General features: G+C 59.8%; 15 protein-coding genes. 5 read left to right on the top strand and 10 right to left on the bottom strand.

Annotated features, from left to right (window positions below; all coding sequences use genetic code 11):
- Nucleotides 1-12: 12 nt before the first annotated feature.
- The 10 genes from JYG34_RS14285 to JYG34_RS14240 all read right to left on the bottom strand — a co-directional run bounded on the left by JYG34_RS14285 (nucleotide 13) and on the right by JYG34_RS14240 (nucleotide 9,373).
- Nucleotides 13-1,230, bottom strand: a complete 1,218-nt coding sequence (locus JYG34_RS14285; RefSeq protein ID WP_213657056.1) for an ATP-grasp domain-containing protein — start codon at nucleotides 1,228-1,230, stop codon at nucleotides 13-15.
- Nucleotides 1,231-1,244: 14 nt separating this feature from the next.
- A complete protein-coding gene (locus tag JYG34_RS14280) occupies nucleotides 1,245-1,982 on the bottom strand; it encodes a type IV toxin-antitoxin system AbiEi family antitoxin domain-containing protein (RefSeq protein ID WP_213657055.1) in 738 nt (245 codons plus the stop codon).
- Between the two features lie 56 nt (nucleotides 1,983-2,038).
- Entirely contained in the window at nucleotides 2,039-3,073 is a 1,035-nt protein-coding gene (locus tag JYG34_RS14275) for a pyridoxal phosphate-dependent aminotransferase (protein WP_249746167.1), read from the bottom strand.
- A 65-nt stretch (nucleotides 3,074-3,138) separates the two neighbouring features.
- Nucleotides 3,139-3,882, bottom strand: a complete 744-nt coding sequence (locus JYG34_RS14270) for a class II aldolase/adducin family protein (protein ID WP_213657053.1) — start codon at nucleotides 3,880-3,882, stop codon at nucleotides 3,139-3,141.
- Nucleotides 3,875-4,852, bottom strand: a complete 978-nt coding sequence (locus JYG34_RS14265) for an NAD(P)-dependent oxidoreductase (protein WP_213657052.1) — start codon at nucleotides 4,850-4,852, stop codon at nucleotides 3,875-3,877. The genes JYG34_RS14270 and JYG34_RS14265 overlap by 8 nt, the downstream gene beginning before the upstream one ends.
- Before the next feature lie 36 nt (nucleotides 4,853-4,888).
- Nucleotides 4,889-5,902, bottom strand: coding sequence for an ornithine cyclodeaminase family protein (locus tag JYG34_RS14260; RefSeq protein ID WP_213657051.1), 1,014 nt, complete (start codon nucleotides 5,900-5,902; stop codon nucleotides 4,889-4,891).
- A gap of 63 nt (nucleotides 5,903-5,965) precedes the next feature.
- On the bottom strand, nucleotides 5,966-6,706 hold the full coding sequence (locus tag JYG34_RS14255) for an SDR family NAD(P)-dependent oxidoreductase (protein WP_213657050.1): 741 nt from the start codon (nucleotides 6,704-6,706) through the stop codon (nucleotides 5,966-5,968).
- A gap of 55 nt (nucleotides 6,707-6,761) precedes the next feature.
- Nucleotides 6,762-7,286, bottom strand: coding sequence for a MaoC family dehydratase (locus tag JYG34_RS14250; protein WP_213657049.1), 525 nt, complete (start codon nucleotides 7,284-7,286; stop codon nucleotides 6,762-6,764).
- Nucleotides 7,287-7,296: 10 nt separating this feature from the next.
- Nucleotides 7,297-8,130, bottom strand: coding sequence for an HpcH/HpaI aldolase/citrate lyase family protein (locus JYG34_RS14245; protein ID WP_249746166.1), 834 nt, complete (start codon nucleotides 8,128-8,130; stop codon nucleotides 7,297-7,299).
- A 4-nt stretch (nucleotides 8,131-8,134) separates the two neighbouring features.
- On the bottom strand, nucleotides 8,135-9,373 hold the full coding sequence (locus JYG34_RS14240; protein ID WP_213657048.1) for an aminotransferase class I/II-fold pyridoxal phosphate-dependent enzyme: 1,239 nt from the start codon (nucleotides 9,371-9,373) through the stop codon (nucleotides 8,135-8,137).
- Between the two features lie 1,301 nt (nucleotides 9,374-10,674).
- Here JYG34_RS14240 and peaA point away from each other — a divergent pair.
- From peaA to JYG34_RS14215, 5 genes are all read left to right on the top strand, one after another.
- Nucleotides 10,675-12,240 (top strand): quinohemoprotein amine dehydrogenase subunit alpha, encoded by a 1,566-nt coding sequence (gene peaA, locus JYG34_RS14235; RefSeq protein ID WP_213657047.1) that lies wholly within the window; start codon nucleotides 10,675-10,677, stop codon nucleotides 12,238-12,240.
- Nucleotides 12,241-12,276: 36 nt separating this feature from the next.
- Entirely contained in the window at nucleotides 12,277-13,707 is a 1,431-nt protein-coding gene (gene peaB / locus JYG34_RS14230; RefSeq protein ID WP_213657046.1) for a quinohemoprotein amine dehydrogenase maturation protein, read from the top strand.
- Nucleotide 13,708: 1 nt separating this feature from the next.
- A complete protein-coding gene (qhpC, locus tag JYG34_RS14225) occupies nucleotides 13,709-14,032 on the top strand; it encodes a quinohemoprotein amine dehydrogenase subunit gamma (protein ID WP_213657045.1) in 324 nt (107 codons plus the stop codon).
- 19 nt (nucleotides 14,033-14,051) lie between these two features.
- On the top strand, nucleotides 14,052-15,173 hold the full coding sequence (gene peaD / locus JYG34_RS14220; protein ID WP_213657044.1) for a quinohemoprotein amine dehydrogenase subunit beta: 1,122 nt from the start codon (nucleotides 14,052-14,054) through the stop codon (nucleotides 15,171-15,173).
- A 170-nt stretch (nucleotides 15,174-15,343) separates the two neighbouring features.
- The gene (locus tag JYG34_RS14215; protein WP_213657043.1) at nucleotides 15,344-17,041 is read left to right on the top strand and encodes a fatty acid CoA ligase family protein; all 1,698 of its coding nucleotides are present in this window, start codon (nucleotides 15,344-15,346) and stop codon (nucleotides 17,039-17,041) included.
- Nucleotide 17,042: the final 1 nt, after the last annotated feature.

The raw sequence follows: 17,042 nt of genomic DNA, 5'->3' as shown, positions 1-17,042 counted from the left end.
TCAAAAACCTGCTCACTTGAGGATCACCTTAGTGCCACGAAGGTGCGTAGTGCCTGCTGCACGGCATTCGTGCGCCGTATCTGCCTGGGTAATGATGAACGCGGCTCGATCAAGAAAGGCATCCGGCGGCAGCTTCAAGGTGCGGCCGGTGGCAGCTTCGACGACCAATTGCGACGTTACGCCTGCGGGCAGTGCGACCTCGGCCGTATGCACCCTGTCCAGCACCCCGGCGTGGGACGGGTAGACGAAGTCGATGGCAGCCACCCGATGGTGAGTGGGTCGCAGATCCAGCGGTACATCCCGGTAACTGTCAACCAGCAATTTGAACATGTCCAGGCCGCTGGCCAGCTGTACCAGTTTCAGGATCTGATCACCACCGGCGCGGGTTGCCAGTTCGATAACTTTCGCGCCATCCCTGCCCAGTCGGATTTCCGTGTGTGTGATTCCCCACTCCACGCCCAGCGCCTGATGGGCGGCAATTACCAAGCTCTCAACCGTCGGTGGCAGATCCTGCCCACCCGGCTCGAAAGAGACCAGGTGACCGACCTCCTCGAAATAAGGTGCCGGGCCGAGGTGCTTCTGCGTCACGGCTACGATATTTACGCGACCTTGGGCCACCACGCATTCGACACTGATTTCCGGGCCATCGACATAGCTTTCCACCAGTGTCTCGTCCATTACCGCGCTATGGGTGCGCATCAGTTTTTCGCTGGTCTGCCTGGCCACGATGGCAGCTTGAAGTGCTTGCTCTGTATCTGCCAGCACGACACCGATACTGCCCGCCAGTTTTCTGGGTTTGATGACTACCGGGAAACCGATCTGCCGTGCGGCCGCGACTATTTCCCCATCCGTCCGGGTGAGCAGTGAGAGGGGGGAGGACACGCCTTGTCGAGAGAAAGCTTCACGCATCAGGCGCTTGTCGCGGCTCAACCGGGCAGTATTCAGGCTATTGCCGCGCAACCCAAAACGAGTGGATAGCGAGGCGACCGCTTCGACGTAGAATTCGTAGTAGGTAACCACCAGAAGCAGATCGACACCGAGGGCTTTCACCTGGGTGGCAATTTCGTCAACCTGCTCCGGGTCAATGTCTACCCAATAGGTTATGTACTGCTTGGCCCATTCGGGCAGGCTTTTGCCCACCAGTATCACCGGCGCCTGACGTGCCAGGGAGGCCAAGGCAAACTCGCGGTAAAACTGGTTACCCACATCAAGTAGCAAAATGTGCTTCATAGCGCTAGGCATCCCTATCCGTAGGGTTTCAAAGATAACATCGATCCATCCTTGAGCCGTGTGATCCAACGACTGTTACTGCCCACCGGAATACGGTACTGACTGAGCACTGTGTCGACGTTGAACTGACCGCATTCGCGCCCCCATTTCAGGAACAGACGCTTGGCTTTTACGCTGGTACAGCGTTGAAGCAGGTCACCGACGATGTCTGGGTACATTACCTTGACTTGAGAAAACGCACTATAGGCATCCTCCAGCGATTGCTTTCCGCCCACTTCGTAAAGCATTTCCAGCAACGCACGCTCTGGTGTGGAGCATTTGATGCCGCCCAGTGCTGGCCCCGTATCCATCAATGCCTGTTCAGGCATGCTTGAGCCCTCCCAATCGAAGAGGCGGGCATGGGTATAGCGCACGGGAAAACGCTCGGAAAACCACCGCGGCAAGCTCACGCGCATGTCTCCCCACAGCACCAGGGGCGTGCACTCGTGGCCTAGGAGTGCGCTGTAACCCCCTATATGCAATCCCTCTATTTGCATGGCGAGATAGGAAAGCGCTGATGGCAGGTTCAGCGATTCGCCAGGAAATACATAGACACCGTGGGCAACACGCGTCAGCCAGCCGCTCTTTGCATAGTCGGCAGCACGCTGATTGGATATTCCGATTTTCTGCAGTGCTGACAGGTCCATTGGCATACCGCGCGGCATGTTCTTGTAGAGTTCCTTGATCAACGAGTACTGGTGACGTCCTTTCATTCATTGCATCCTAAGTCTGTACGCGCTTGGCAAACCATTGCACTGTGCTGTGAACATTACCGAACAGCCAGTTTCACATCCCCCCAGCCTGCCACGCTGCCAGCCCCACGTATCAACGCCATCAGGAATACCTTGAGATCCGATTTCGCTGGTATTGCTACGCGCAGCATGTTATGCAGCAGGCCGAAACTATGTGGGTACCCGGAGCAATCGCTCACGCGAATATTGCTCTCGGCAAAGGCGCGTGCCAGAGAGCCATCGTCTTGATCCTGCAACAGTAGGAAGTTGGTGTCGCTGCCGAACACCACGATCCTGTGAGCACGGCATATCTCGATAATCTCTGCCTTGATCTGATCGAGGCTTTCATGGGCCCGGCGCAAATCATCTTGATTACGCAAACAGTACAGCGCGGCTTTTACCGCGACGTGATTGATGTCCCAGGGGCCTCTTACTTTCAACAGTTCGCGCACCGAATCAGGGTGTGTGACCACGTACCCCAGACGCAGTCCGGCAAGTCCGAAGTACTTGGAGAATGAGCGAATGACGAACAAGTGCTTGACCCCGCTGAATGTATCCAGACAGGACTGTTGAAGGTATTCGTAATAACACTCGTCAACAATGACCGGTTTGTTCTGCCTGACGCAGGCTTGCACCAGTATCTGCAATTGCTCCTGCTCCAACCGCACCCCCAGCGGATTGTTGGGGTTGCAGAGGATCAAGCCCTGACTTGTTGACAAGGCGTCGAGCACAGCTGGGATGGGCAGCACGAAATCTTGTGCTTGTTTTTCGAACCCCACGACGACTGGCGTAACACCGTTGATGTCGAGCATCTGGTAGTAGAAAGAGAACACTGGAGAAGGAATGACGACACGATCACCCGGTGCGAACAGCAATCGCAACAACAGGTCGATGGCTTGATCCGCACCATTGGTCAACAGTACATGCTGCATGGGCACATTGCAGTAAGTGGCCAACTCACTGAGCAGGGGCAGGTAGTTTGGATAGGTGAACAGGTCCTTTGGCTGGAGCTGTGTCGCAATGAAGCGCGCAAAAAATGGTTGCAGAAACTGGTTCTCGTTCAAGTCCAGCAAGACGCAGTTTAGATCTCGCTCTGGCGCCTTCCACAGGCCCGATCGGAGAACATGTGTATTAATTTTCATGTACGCGCACTCCCATAGATGACCTGCTCGCCGAGTTCATACATGTGTTGCACCTCGTCTTCACTGGCAAATGAAACCGGTTTTCCGGTTGCCGCCGACAACTGCTGACAGGTGATCAACCGACGAATTTCCGCGACGAATGCCACGGCGCGATGGTAGGCCTCCGAGAGGTCGCGACCGAAACTGGTGATGCCGTGGCCAGGCATAACAATGCAGTTGGTGGCGCCTGCACATCGGCCGATGGCGCTGACGTCAAGTTCGACATTTACACCCTCGCCAAGAATGCAGGGCGGCTTGCCCATGACCAGCGCGGTGTCGTTCGACACGTACTTCATCTGACGCCATTGCATGACGGAAAAAAAAGCGATGACATCATCAGGATGCAGGTGCACTGTGGCATGGATATCGGGCCGGCAACGCATGATTTCGCGATGCATCTGATGCCCCAGGCTGGGGCGGCAGAGCCCGTGCAACAGCTCATCGGACTGCATATCCAGTACGGCCAGGTGCTCCAGGCCGGATTCCTCGAGCGACAGGCCGAGGTGCTTGGTATACATCACCTCACGCTTCCAGTGAGGACAGTACCTGCGCACGACGATGTTGCCCAAGGTATTGACGAGCAGTTCGCGTGTGGCCAGGCGCTGACCATACTGCAGTATGCTGGTGCCAATCGTGATGTCGAACCAGGCGGGCAGTCCTGACCGTGAAGGTTCAAGGCTGGCGAGTTTCATCTCAGGCATATCTGTTCGCCTCCTGGATGACGCAATCGAGGTTGACCAAGGTCTTGACCTTGTCCCCCCGTAGCAATGCCAGCATTGTCTGAAGCGCATTGCGCTTCAATTCTGCCAGTGAGCGTTCGCTATAGAAGGCTGCGTGAGGTGTCATCAGCACCCGTTCATGCTCGCTCAGTGCACTGGGTACAGCGGGCTCCTCCTGCACCACATCCAGTAATGCCATCGATACCGCCCCAGACTGTAGGGCGCGCAGCAAGGACTGGGAGTCAATGATGCCGCCGCGCGCCGTATTCACCAGTGTTGCCCCACGCTTGACCTGCGCAAAGCGAGCATCGTTCATCAGGTGCAGGCTCTGGGGGGTGAGAGGCAGGTGCAGGGATATCACATCGGCCTGTTTGAGCAACGCCTCCAGCGTTACTCGCTGCGCCAACCCTTGGGGGCACTCCTCGATCCTCGGGTCGTAGAAACACAGTCGATAGCCGAGCACTGACGCCCTGCGGGCTAAGGCTTGACCGGTTGCACCATAGCCAACCAGCCCCAGCACGGTATCGCTGCAGGACTTCATCGAGCCGGAATGGTCACGCCAACTCCAGCCGCCCTCACGGGTATGTCGGGCAAAATCCAGCAGCTTGCGCTGAGCCATCAGGATCAGCGCCAGGGCATGTTCCGCGACCTCTTGCGCGCCTACCGAGCCGATGTTCGAGCAGAGGATGCCTTTTGCGCTGAGGGCCTCGATGTCAACATCATCGAGGCCAATGGTTGCCTTCACCAGCACTCGGCAGCGGTGCATCCTGGCTACCAGGGCGGCGTCGACGACCACCGCGTGAAAGGCGATAATCCCGTCGGCACGCGCCAATTGTTCGTCCGAAGGGTTCGAGGTGACCTCCAGGGTGTGGCCCTGTTGTGTCGACCCTTCGGGGTATTCTCCGGTATCAACGTAGTTCACTCTCGGGGAATCTATCAGCAATATATTCATGGGGTTCCCTATTCCTAAAACCGTCTCCATGCCAGGTCAGCACCACTCGATGGACATGTCTGGATTGTTGAAATAATCGCAGTACCGACCTATTCCTCTTGCCCTGGCGATCTCATAGATGCGGTTGGCGACCACCATGTCCTGACTGGCATGCCCTACGCTGCGGAAGTAACTCCAGCCTGACTTCTGCTTAGGGGGGGCAGGCTGGTCGATGACCAAGGTGCTGATCTGACGAATCTCGCACTCGCTGATCACCGACAACGCCAACGCCTGGGCTATCTCTGCGGATTCATGGCGAGCCGAGTCCAGATGGTCGACATGAACCAGGGCATCGGCCAGCACGTAGGGATCGATCTCGCACGCGGCAAGCGTGCTACCACCTACAGCGTTGATATGCACGAGCGGTTTGAGCATTTGCGAAGTGACCAGCGGGGTCGGGCTGGTGTGGGAGGTGGTCGTGCAGATGATGTCCGCATCGGCCAATGCCATAGGTACACTATCAACCGCTTCGATAGGCAAGCGAAGCTCGGTGGACAACCGTTCGGCCAGCAAGGTGCTCTGTGCCAGGCGTCGTGAGACGATCCGCACCTGCCCCAGGTCTCGAATGTCAGCCATAGCCCTCACATGTGCCGCAGCCTGGGCTCCGGCACCGATGACTGTAAGGTTGAGCCGTTCGCGCGGGCACAATTTGTCGGTTGCCAGCGCACTCATCGCACTGGTGCGGATAGCGGTCAGGGCTGCACTGTCCAACATTGCCAGCAGCCTTCCGGTCTCTGGATCGATTAGCAATACCGCGCCATTGACAGACGACAACCCCTGCCCACTGTTACCGGGATGAAACGACGACACTTTGATGCCCAAGGTTTGTTGTTCAGGTAACAAAGCCGGCATGAACAGGGAGAATGCGCCCTCGCGTTGATGAGTGATCATCAGCCGTTTCGGAACCACCGGAGGGACTGATGAAAACCCTCGATGGGCGTCTTCCAGCGCTCGGACAAGCCCTGGCAGATCGACACATTGTTCGATGTCCTGATGATTAAGCAGCAGCATGCCTTTTTCCTCGTTCCGTTGCTTCTTCCGCCAGGAGGTTGGCAATTTTTGCGGCGGCGGTACTCATGCCTGAGTGCCGCCATCGACTGGCATCGCGATGCCAGTCACGAATGACGCGTCCTGCGAGCACAGCCAGTACACCGCGCTGGCCACTTCCTGAGCTTCGCAGATACGGTTCATCGGGTGGGAGCCTCCTACCGATTCCAGATCATCTCCAAGGATGCCCTCCGACAGCGGAGTGCGGACAAATGCCGGGCATACCGCGTTGATACGGATCCCAAACGGCGCATACTCACGGGCTGTGGCACGGGTAATGCCCACCAGCGCATGCTTGCTCGCAGAGTAGGCCGAACCGCCCGTGGCACTTGCACGGATTCCAGCCAAGGAAGCGACATTGACGATGCTGCCGGCACGCGCCAGTCTCATTGTTGGCAGAACCGCCCTCATGCACTGCCAGGGCGCCTTGACATTGGAGGCTATGACATCGTCGAACACCGCGTCGTCATAATCCTCGGTACGAGTGAACGGCGTGCCTTCGATACCGATGCTGTTTACCAGGCATGTGACTGGTGGGTGATCGATTGCGATTCTGCGAAAGCAGTCGAACAGCGCTCGGGAGTCGCGCAGGTCGACGGCATAGCCATGCGCTACTCCGCCAGCCTGGCGAATGCGGTCGCACACTTCACCATTGCGCTCCTCTCGGCGTCCGCAAACAACCACCTCGTATCCTTCTCTGGCAAAACGCCAGGCACAAGCTTCACCAATACCGGAGTTGCCACCGGTAACCACAGCCAATCTGCTCATGGCATCATTCCCTGATTTCTTGTTACATGACGGGCCTGGCTCGCGACAGCGGCCTCTAACCGAGAGGGTAATCCTGGGAGTGCCCTTTCTTGGGTACCAGGAAGGTTCGTAGGTAGGTGATCACTGGTATCCCGCTTTGTTTGCGACCAATGACCTTGATGGTGACGATGCCCTGGGTGGGCCTTGAGCGCGACTCTCGCTTGGAGACGACCTCACTCTCGGCGTAAAGGGTGTCGCCGACAAAGACCGGGTTTGGCAGACGTATTTCATCCCAACCCAGGTTGGCAATGGCCCGTGCACTCATCGTCGCTACCGTCATGCCGCTGACGATCGACAAGGTGATGGAACTGTTGACCAGCAGCTTTTCGAATTCCGTACGCTGCGCGTAGGCTCCATCGATGTGCGCGGGGTGATTGTTCATGTTGACCAGTGACTGCCAGATGTTATCCAGCTCCGTAACCATGCGTCCCGGTCGATGTTCAAAGACGTCGCCAACCACGAACTCTTCGTAATGCAGGCCGTAGGATTCGCGGTAGCGCTTGGCGCCGATCTGTTCATGCGCCGCAATCATGGTTTCCATGCTTCTCTCCTTAGAGGCCCAGCTCTTGGGCACGCTGAATCACCTTCCTGGCTTGCTTCACGAACGGTGGACCAACCATGAGATTTTTCAACCGGGTGATCTTGTCGCCACTGTGCTGTGCCGCATGCACCACCGCCAAGGCTTGTTCGTAGGCTTCGGCAGAGGGAGTGAAAACGGTATTGATGGTGGCTATCTGTTTGGGGTGGATGGCGGTCTTGCCGCTGAACCCTAATTCAAGAGTGTCCAGGCATTCCTTCATCAACCCCTCTTCGTCATCCAGATGGAAATAGGCCGTGTCGAACGCGGGAATGCGTGCCATGCTCGCCGCTGCAACGATGTTTCCCCGTGCATGCAGGATGTTGCTCCAGCCGCCAATAGGCACGCCGAGGCTGGCAGCGTAGTCGGCAGACCCAAAGATTAACCCGTCGGCTGTGGACGCGATCTCATAGATGCCCCGCATGCAGGCCGGTGTTTCCACCGTGACCAGGATTTTCGGGCTTCTTCCGTCACGGCACAGGTTAGCCCGCACCACTTCGATCTCGGCAGCGGCTTCGGTCATGGCCATCACGATGAATTCAGGCCGCTGCTCGAGCGACTGGATGAGCAAGAGGTCGCGCAACCCTTCGCTGTCACGCAACGGATTGATGCGCAGCGCCGTTCGTTGCGGCACGTGCGAGCGATAGAACTGCTCGACACATGCCCGTGCCTGGGCTTTCTGCCCATGGGGAACGCCGTCCTCCAGATCGATTACCATGACATCTGTCAAAGCACTCTTTGCGTACTGCTCGGGATGGAGTGCGGAACAGTACAGCAGGCTTCTCGGTACAGGGTGTGTCATCGTCATACGCTCAACCATGGGCAACCGGAAGGCCCTGACGGGCCAGCTCAACCTCGGCGCGAACTGCGGCGCAGAAATCACGGATATCGTCATGTGACATGTCGGCACGCATCATCACACGCAGCCCTGACTTGTTCCTGGCGACAATAGGGAAGAAAACAGCCGAGGTGTAATAGCCGCGCTTGAACACGCCCTCGGAGACGCCGACCGCCATATCAGGGCTGTCCAGCGGGATGACGCGGATCGGCAAGCCGGAGCCGGCATGTTCGGTGGGGAACAAACTGTCGAACAGCTGGATATTGGCGTTGAGTTTCTTCTGCAGTGCACTCAGTTCGGGTGACTGATGAATCTCCAGCGAAGCCATTGAGGCGCCGATGGTGGCGGGATTGACATATTGTGAATAGGACATCGGCCCACCGAAGCGACGGAATACTTGCTGATAATTGGCGCGCTCGGACATGAATATCCCGCCACCGTTGGCCCCGAAAGCCTTGGCCAAGGAGTACACCAGCATCGTCCGTGGATTGAGCTCCGGCATGAAGGTGCGGATGTAACCCTCACCCCGATTACCATAGGCACTCAGTGAGTGTGAGTCGTCGAAGTAGAGAAACAGACCGTACCTATCCTGTAGTTGCAGAAGACGCTCGATAGGTGCGCTGCCGCCCATACTGTAGGCACCGTCAGCGACATAAGCGACCAACGCGTGGCGCTTGCACATGTCTTCAATGAACTCGACATCATTATGGTTGCAGGTGACAACTTGAGTTTCATCCCCGCAAACAGCCTTGACCTGGTTCAGGGCAAAATGCGCGTGTTTGTCAAAAATCATGAACGGGCGCTGTCCGTCGGTAAAAATACCGGCTGCCAGCAAGGGTAACGAGGCGACAATCCCGGCGCTGCATGATGTCGCGGTAAAGGCGCTGCACTTGAAATGAGCGGACATTGCTTGTTCCAGTTCATCCAATTCCCTCAGGCGGATCCGGATGCGTGAGGTCGGCAGGTTGACGGTGCCGCTTTGCAGCACATAATCTGCCGCGCGCCGGGCCAGACGCGGATCGATTTCCAACCCGAGGTAGGAACAAGAGCACATGTTCATGAACGTGTGCTCGTTCTGATCCATCATGCGACTATGCTCTACATGCTTGACGCTTAAGTCAGTCAGACCGGAATTTTGCGCAAGTTGCCAGGAAGGGTTACCAATTTCGACCGTTCTGGCAGTGTTGATGTATTGGTTCTTCAGGTCAGGCATAGGAATTCCATTTTTGGTTGTTTGATGTCTATTGGTTAAAGCGTCCGCTCGAATACGTTGCCCGCACCGCGACTTTCGTTTGGGTGCATGTGGGAGGGTGATAGTCCGCACATGAACTTCCGGTGGCAGGTGTGTTGAGGGGGCGGAAAGTTACTGAAAACCAATATGGCCAAGATTGAGGTTTGCCGTCAAGCATGTTCTTGTAAGTGAATCGTGCCTTCAATAGTTACGTCTAAGCGAACTATCTGTGCGTTATCTAAACCCGGTACTTCAGGTCGTGTGACTTTCAAGGGTGGAGGTTCAGGTTCGTAACGATGCTCACCTTGTCGTACAGCACGCCCAGGGCTCGAGCCGGAGTAACTAATGTCCTTAGGTCGCAAGATGTAAGATCTGGCTAATGCTAATGGTGATGGAAAATTAAGTTATATCAAGTGCTTATGTCTTTTCGTCGAGCGCCTTTTGTGTGTGGTTTACATGCGTGGCTGTTGAGTGCGAATTTAAAATTTTATAGTTGATGTGTAGAAGTTGTCGCCTGGTACGGTATGAATATTCCCACGATATCCCTTGGGTCACTGTTTACGCCGCACCCTCGTGTCGAAATTAAAAAAAGTCAAAAATAGAGGCACATTAGTCCGAGTAGCCATAGGAATGCCTCCCGGCAGCTCTGCGGTTTTTTTAGTAGTGGCGCTGGAGATAGGAGATTTCCCGGTCGTCGCTGCGAGCTCTCCTATTTCAGTTTGCAGTGCTCGCATACGCATGATGTTTTTGGGGGCATGTCTTTGAGTATGGTCCGCATGGAACTCTAGGTGTTCAGTCCCAGAGAGTCATGGTGCATCCTTAACGCCTCATGAGGAGGGTGCATTTTGAAAGGACGTATTGATGGCTGATGTCGTCTACGAGCATGAAAATTATCAGGGTGCAGCTAAGCCGAAGGTTATACCCGGTTCCACCAGCCACCCAAGTCTCCCGCCACGCTGGTGATGTTGACGGTGATGCACGAACTCGATACCACCCGCACGCGCCCGTTTTGGTGAAGCTCTGATTTCGGACAGTCTCTCTGGGAGCGGGCTTGCCCCGCGATGGCCAACGGCGCCGCAGCCCGGTGTCTCAAGCTGAAACACGGAGTCGCGAAATGGGACGTTCGGCCACAGTTCCACACCTCGACCCATACCCTAAGATTCGAGCCAACCGACTGAGCCAAAAGATTTTTCTCTCTGCTGGCACACTTCCTGTATCCCTACCCACAGATGCACACCGCAGCGTGCGAAAAACGATAAGAACAACACCGTGGAGGTCTGACCTTGAAGACGACTCGACTCCGGCGGCGGGCGGGCACACTGGCGCTGGTCGCCACCGCACTGCTGTCCGCCCAGGCCATGGCGGCCGAGCAGGGCCCGAGCCTGTTGCAGAACAAGTGCATGGGGTGCCATATCCCTGAGGGCAATGACAGCTACAGCCGCATCAGCCACCAGCGCAAGACCCCGGAAGGCTGGCTGATGAGCATCGCCCGCATGCAGGTGATGCACGGCCTGTCGATCAGCGACGACGACCGCCGCACCCTGGTCAAGTACCTGGCCGACAAGCAGGGGCTGGCCCCCAGCGAGACCGAAGGGGTGCGCTATGCCATGGAGCGTCGGCTGAACACCGTCGAACACTTCGACGATCAGCTCAGTCAGATATGCGGGCGCTGCCACTCCGGTGCCCGGGTCGCCCTGCAACGGCGCCCGGCCCAGGAATGGGAGCACCTGGTCAACTTCCATCTCAGCCAGTGGCCGTCCCTCGAGTATCAGGCCCAGGCCCGCGACCGCGACTGGCTGGACATCGCCCTCAAGCAGATGGTGCCGGACCTGGCCAAGCGCTTCCCCCTCGATAACCCGGCCTGGGCCGAATGGCTCAAGAACCGGCCCAAGGCCGAGGCACTGGCCGGGCAGTGGGCGTTCAGCGGCCATATGCTGGCCAAGGGCGATGTGCGCGGAATCATGAACGTCAGCGCCGACCAGGGCGATACCTTCAAGGTCGAGGTCAAGGGCACTTATGCCGACGGCACGCCGTTCAACGGCAGCGGTTCGGCGATCCTCTACAACGGCTATGAGTGGCGCGGCAACGTCAAGGTCGGCGACGCCAACCTGCGCCAGGTATTCGCCGCCATCGACGGGCAGATGAAAGGCCGCATGTTCGAGGCCGAGCACGATGAACGCGGCCTGGACTTCAGTGCCTCCAAGGCCGGCCAGGCCCGCTTGCTGGCGGTGCAGCCGGCGTTCATCAAGGCCGGTGGCGACAGCGAGATCACCCTGGTGGGCAGCGACCTGTCGGGCACGCCGGTGCTGGGGGCGGGCGTGGAGGTTACCGAGGTGCTGGAGTCGACCCCGACGCTGATCCGGGTCAAGGCGCGCGCCGCCCAGGATGCCGCTGTTGGCCAGCGCGAAGTGGCGGTGGGCGCGCTCAAGGGCGTGCAACTGGCGGTGTATGACAAGGTCGACGAGGTCAAGGTAGTGCCGGCGTTCTCCATCGCCCGCATCGGCGAGAACGGTGCCTCGGTGCCCAAGGTCCAGGGCCGTTTCGAGGCCGAGGCCTGGGGCAGGGATGCCAGTGGCCAGCCGATGCGCATCGGCTACCTGCCGGCGACCTGGAAGGTCGAGCCGTTCAACGAGCGGGCCGTCGAGGACGAGGACCTCAAGTTCGCCGGGCAGATGCAGGCCGACGGCGTGTTCGTGCCGGGCGGAGCGGGGCCGAACCCCGAGCGCAAGATGATGACCAACAACGCCGGCAACCTGAAGGTGGTCGCCACGCTCGCCGACGGCGGCCAGCAGGGCGAGGGGCACCTGATCGTCACCGTGCAGCGCTGGAACAACCCGCCACTGCCGTAGGCATCAACCTGACGAATCGATTACCGGGAGGTCGCCATGGGCGCACTACTGAACCTGGTCGAACGCAACCTGCATGAAGTGCAGGTGGATGCCGACCGCATGCTGTTCCATATCCCCAGCAGTTCGCTGTTCGCCGCCGACGCGGTGACCGGCGGCATCATCGACACCCTGCGTCGCCAGGGCTGCTCCGCCGAGGAGTTGATGCAACACCTCGGCCAGCAGTTCAGCGGACAGGACATCGAGGAAACCCTGCGCGAGCTGATCGCCCTGGAGGTGGTCAGCGACGGCTCGCCGCTGACGCCGGAGATCGCGCTCAAACAGGTCGAGCGCAGCGCATTGAACACCGTGGTGCTCAACGTCAACACCGGCTGCAACCTGAGCTGCACCTACTGCTACAAGGAAGACCTCGACAAGCCTTCGTCCGGCCGCAAGATGAACAGTGCCACCGCCGAGGCCTCGGTGGAGATGCTGCTCAAGGAGTCACCCGACGAAGCGCGCTACAGCGTGGTGTTCTTCGGCGGCGAGCCGTTGTCCAACCGGGCGCTGATCGAGCACATGGTCGCCTACTGCGAGCGGCGCTTCGCCGAGGCCGGCAAGCAGGTCGAGTTCATCATGACCACCAACGCCACGCTGCTCACCGAGGAGATCGTCGACTGGCTCGACGCCCATCGTTTTGGCTTGTCCGTCAGCATCGACGGGCCGAAGACCGTGCACGACCGCAACCGCATCACCGTGGGCGGGCAGGGCACCTACGACGTGGTGCGGCGCAAGGCCGACATGCTGCTGTCGCGCTACCGCAGCCGGCCGGTGGGCGCGCGGGTGACCCTGACCCGCGGCATCACCGATGTCGAGACCATCTGGCACCATCTGTTCAACGAACTGGGCTTCGCGGAGGTGGGTTTCGCCCCGGTGACTTCCGGCGACATGGCCGACTTCAACCTCACCGGCGAGGAACTGGTGCAGGTGTTCGCCAACATGAAGGCCCTGGGGCGGCGTTACCTGGAGGCGGCACTTGAACACCGCAATATAGGTTTCTCCAACCTGCACCAGCTGATCACCGACATCCACGAAGGCCACAAGAAAGCCCTGCCGTGCGGCGCGGGCCTGAAGATGCTGGCCGTGGACCACGAAGGCGAGCTGAACCTCTGCCATCGCTTCACCGGCTCCAGCCTGCCGACCTTCGGCAACGTGCACCAGGGCGTGAAGCAAGCGCAGCTCAACGACTTCCTCTCGCAACGCCTGGACCGCAGCGGCACCGGCTGCGACAGCTGCCGCATCCGCAACCTGTGTTCCGGTGGCTGCTACCACGAGAGCTACGCCCGCTACGGCGACCCGCAGCACCCGACCTACCACTACTGCGAGCTGATGCGTGACTGGGTCGATTTCGGCATCGAGGTCTACAGCCGCATCATGGCCCATAACCCGGCCTTCATCGATCGCTACATCACTCCCCGGAAGGCGCATTGACATGAAGCACCTCAAACCGCTGAACAACAAGGCGCGCATCCTCGAGCAGGCCGCCGCCGAAGACCGCGTCGACGAAGTGCTGGCCATGAGCGCCGTGGCCGGCTGCACCGCCACCACCGACCCGGGCTGGGAGGTGGATGCCTTCGGTGGCGTCAGTTCGCTGTGCCAGCCGATGGAAGCCGACCTGTACGGCTGCTCCGACCCCTGCTGGTGGCCGGCCCAGGTGCCGGACATGATGAGCACCTACCAGGACTGGAACGCCCAGGCGAGCAACTCCCAGGAAGACTGGCGCAACCTGGGCACCGTATTCCCGAAAGACAAGTAGAACGACAAGGGGAAACCGCATGAAACCTGGATTCTGCGCGCAGCTCGCGCTCACCGTCGCCGCCACGGCCTGCACCTGGGCGGCCCAGGCCGACGACGCCGGCAAGGCCTTGAAGGCCGGCCATGAATACCTGATCGCCACCAACTACCCGAACAACCTGCATGTGGTCGAGGTGGCCAGCGACACGCTGTACAAGACCTGCCGCATGCCCGATGCGTTCGGCCCCGGCACGGCGATGATGGCGCCGGACAACCGCACCGCCTATGTGCTCAACAACCATTTCGCCGATATCTACGGCATCGACCTGGACAGCTGCAGGACCACCTTCCACGCCAACCTGTCCAGCATGCCGGGTGAAGTAGGCAAGGCGATGTACTCGTTCGCCATCAGCCCCGACGGCAAGGAGGTGTACGCCACGGTCAACCCCAGCCAGCGCCTGAACGACCACTATGTGGTCAAGCCGCCGCGCCTGGAAGTGTTCAATACCGCGGATGGCCTGGATGCCAAGCCGGTGCGCACCTTCCCGATGCCGCGCCAGGTCTACCTGATGCGTGCCGCCGATGATGGCAGCCTCTATGTCGCCGGGCCGGACATCTACAAGCTGGACGTGAAGACCGGCCAGTACAGTGTGGCGCTGCCGTTGCGCACCTGGAACCGCCCCGGGTACAGCGCGCCGGACGTGCTGTACTTCTGGCCGCACCAGAGCGCCCGGCACGAGTTCTCGATGCTCTACACCATCGCCAAGTTCAAGGACGCCAAGCAGGACCCGGCCACTGCCGAGCCACTGTACGGTTACCTGAGCATCGACCTGAAGACCGGCAAGGCGCACACCCAGGAGTTTGCCGAGCTCACCGAACTGTACTTCACCGGCCTGCGCTCGCCGAAAGACCCGAACCAGATGTACGGAGTGCTCAACCGCCTGGCCCGCTACGACATCCTGCAGAAGAAGTTGGTCAAGGCTGCCAACCTGGACCATACCTACTACTGCGTGACCTTCGACAAGGCCGGCGACAAGTTGTACCTGGGCGGCACGTTCAACGACCTGGCGGTGTTCGACCCGAATACATTGGAGAAGGTGGGGAACATCAAGCTGCCGGGTGGTGATATGTCGACCACCACGCCGCAGGTGTTCGTCCGTTAGTTCGGTGGCGCGGCCTACGCTGTAGGAGCGGCTTCAGCCGCGATGCAGGCGCTGCGGTGCGTGGCACCCGCTTCGCGGGTGATCGCGGCTAAAGCCGCTCCTGCAGAGGTCGCGTCAAGTCAATGGGTCATGTTCCGCATCACCCACCACAAGAACAACAAGAGCTCTCCATGACCCAGCCAAGCCACACCCAGGGCAACCCGGACAAACCGCTGCTGACCCAGTGCATCGGCGACGCCTTCGACACCACCGTCGCCCGTTTCCCCGATCGCGAAGCCCTGGTGGTCCGCCACCAGCAACTGCGCTACACCTGGCGGCAACTGGCCGAGGCCGTCGATCGCCATGCCCGTGCCCTGATGGCTTTGGGTGTACAAGCCGGTGAGCGCTTGGGGATCTGGGCGCCGAACGGCGCCGAGTGGTGCATCACCCAGTTCGCCAGCGCCAAGGTCGGCGCGATCCTGGTCAACATCAACCCGGCCTACCGCACCAGCGAGCTGGAATACGCCCTCAGCCAGTCGGGTTGCAAGTGGCTGATCTGCGCCGATGCGTTCAAAACCTCCGACTACCACGCCATGGTGCTGGAGCTGGCGCCCACGCTTGTCGAAAGCAGTTGTGGTGAGCTCGCTTGCGAGCGCCTTCCCGTGTTGCGCGGGGTTGTCAGCCTGGCCGCCGAGCCGCCCAAGGGTTTCCTGGCCTGGCCCGCGCTTCAGGCGGGGGCCGATGCGGTCACCCCGCAGGCACTGGCCGCGCGCCAGGCCAGCCTGCACCGGCACGAGCCGATCAACATCCAGTACACCTCCGGCACCACCGGCTTCCCCAAGGGCGCGACGCTGAGCCACCACAACATCCTCAACAACGGCTACATGGTCGGCGAGAGCCTGGGCCTGACCGAGCACGACCGCCTGGTGGTGCCAGTGCCGCTGTACCACTGTTTCGGCATGGTCATGGCCAACCTCGGCGGCTTGACCCATGGCAGCACCCTGATCTACCCCAATGACGCCTTCGACCCGCTGCTCACCTTGCAGGCGGTCGCAGAGGAGCGCGCCACCGCGCTCTACGGCGTGCCGACCATGTTCATCGCCGAGCTGGACCACCCGCGCCGGGGCGAGTTCGACCTGTCCAGCCTGCGCACCGGGATCATGGCCGGCGCCACCTGCCCGATCGAGGTGATGCGCCGGGTGATCGACGAGATGCATATGAGTGAGGTGCAGATCGCCTATGGCATGACCGAGACCAGCCCGGTGTCGCTGCAAACGGGTGCCGCCGATGATCTCGAACGCCGCGTGACCAGTGTCGGCCGCACCCAGCCGCGGCTGGAAACCAAGGTCATCGACAGTGAGGGCGCCACGCTGCCGCGCGGCGAGGTCGGTGAGCTGTGCACCCGGGGCTACAGCGTGATGATCGGCTACTGGAACAACCCCAAGGCCACGGCCGAGAGCATCGACGGCGACGGCTGGATGCACACCGGCGACCTGGCGGTGATGGACGAGCAGGGCTACGTGCGCATCGTCGGGCGCAGCAAGGATATGATCATCCGCGGCGGGGAGAACATCTACCCACGCGAGCTCGAGGAGTTCTTCTTCACCCACCCGGCAGTGGCCGATGTGCAGGTGATCGGTGTTCCGTGCAGCAAGTACGGGGAGGAGATCGTTGCCTGGGTGCGGCTGCACCCAGGACATGACGCCAATGAGCAAGCGCTGCGCGAATGGGCGAGGGCGCGGATCGCGCATTTCAAGGTGCCGCGGTATTTCCGCTTCGTCGACGAGTTCCCGATGACGGTGACGGGGAAGGTACAGAAATTCAGGATGCGCGAGATCAGCATCGCCGAACTGTCAGCCCGCGAAGAGGCCAGCCCCAACAACCGATAAC

The sequence above is a fragment of the Pseudomonas entomophila genome (genome assembly GCF_018417595.1).
Lineage (GTDB): Bacteria > Pseudomonadota > Gammaproteobacteria > Pseudomonadales > Pseudomonadaceae > Aquipseudomonas > Aquipseudomonas entomophila_C.
This window is presented reverse-complemented; position numbering and strand designations above follow the sequence as displayed.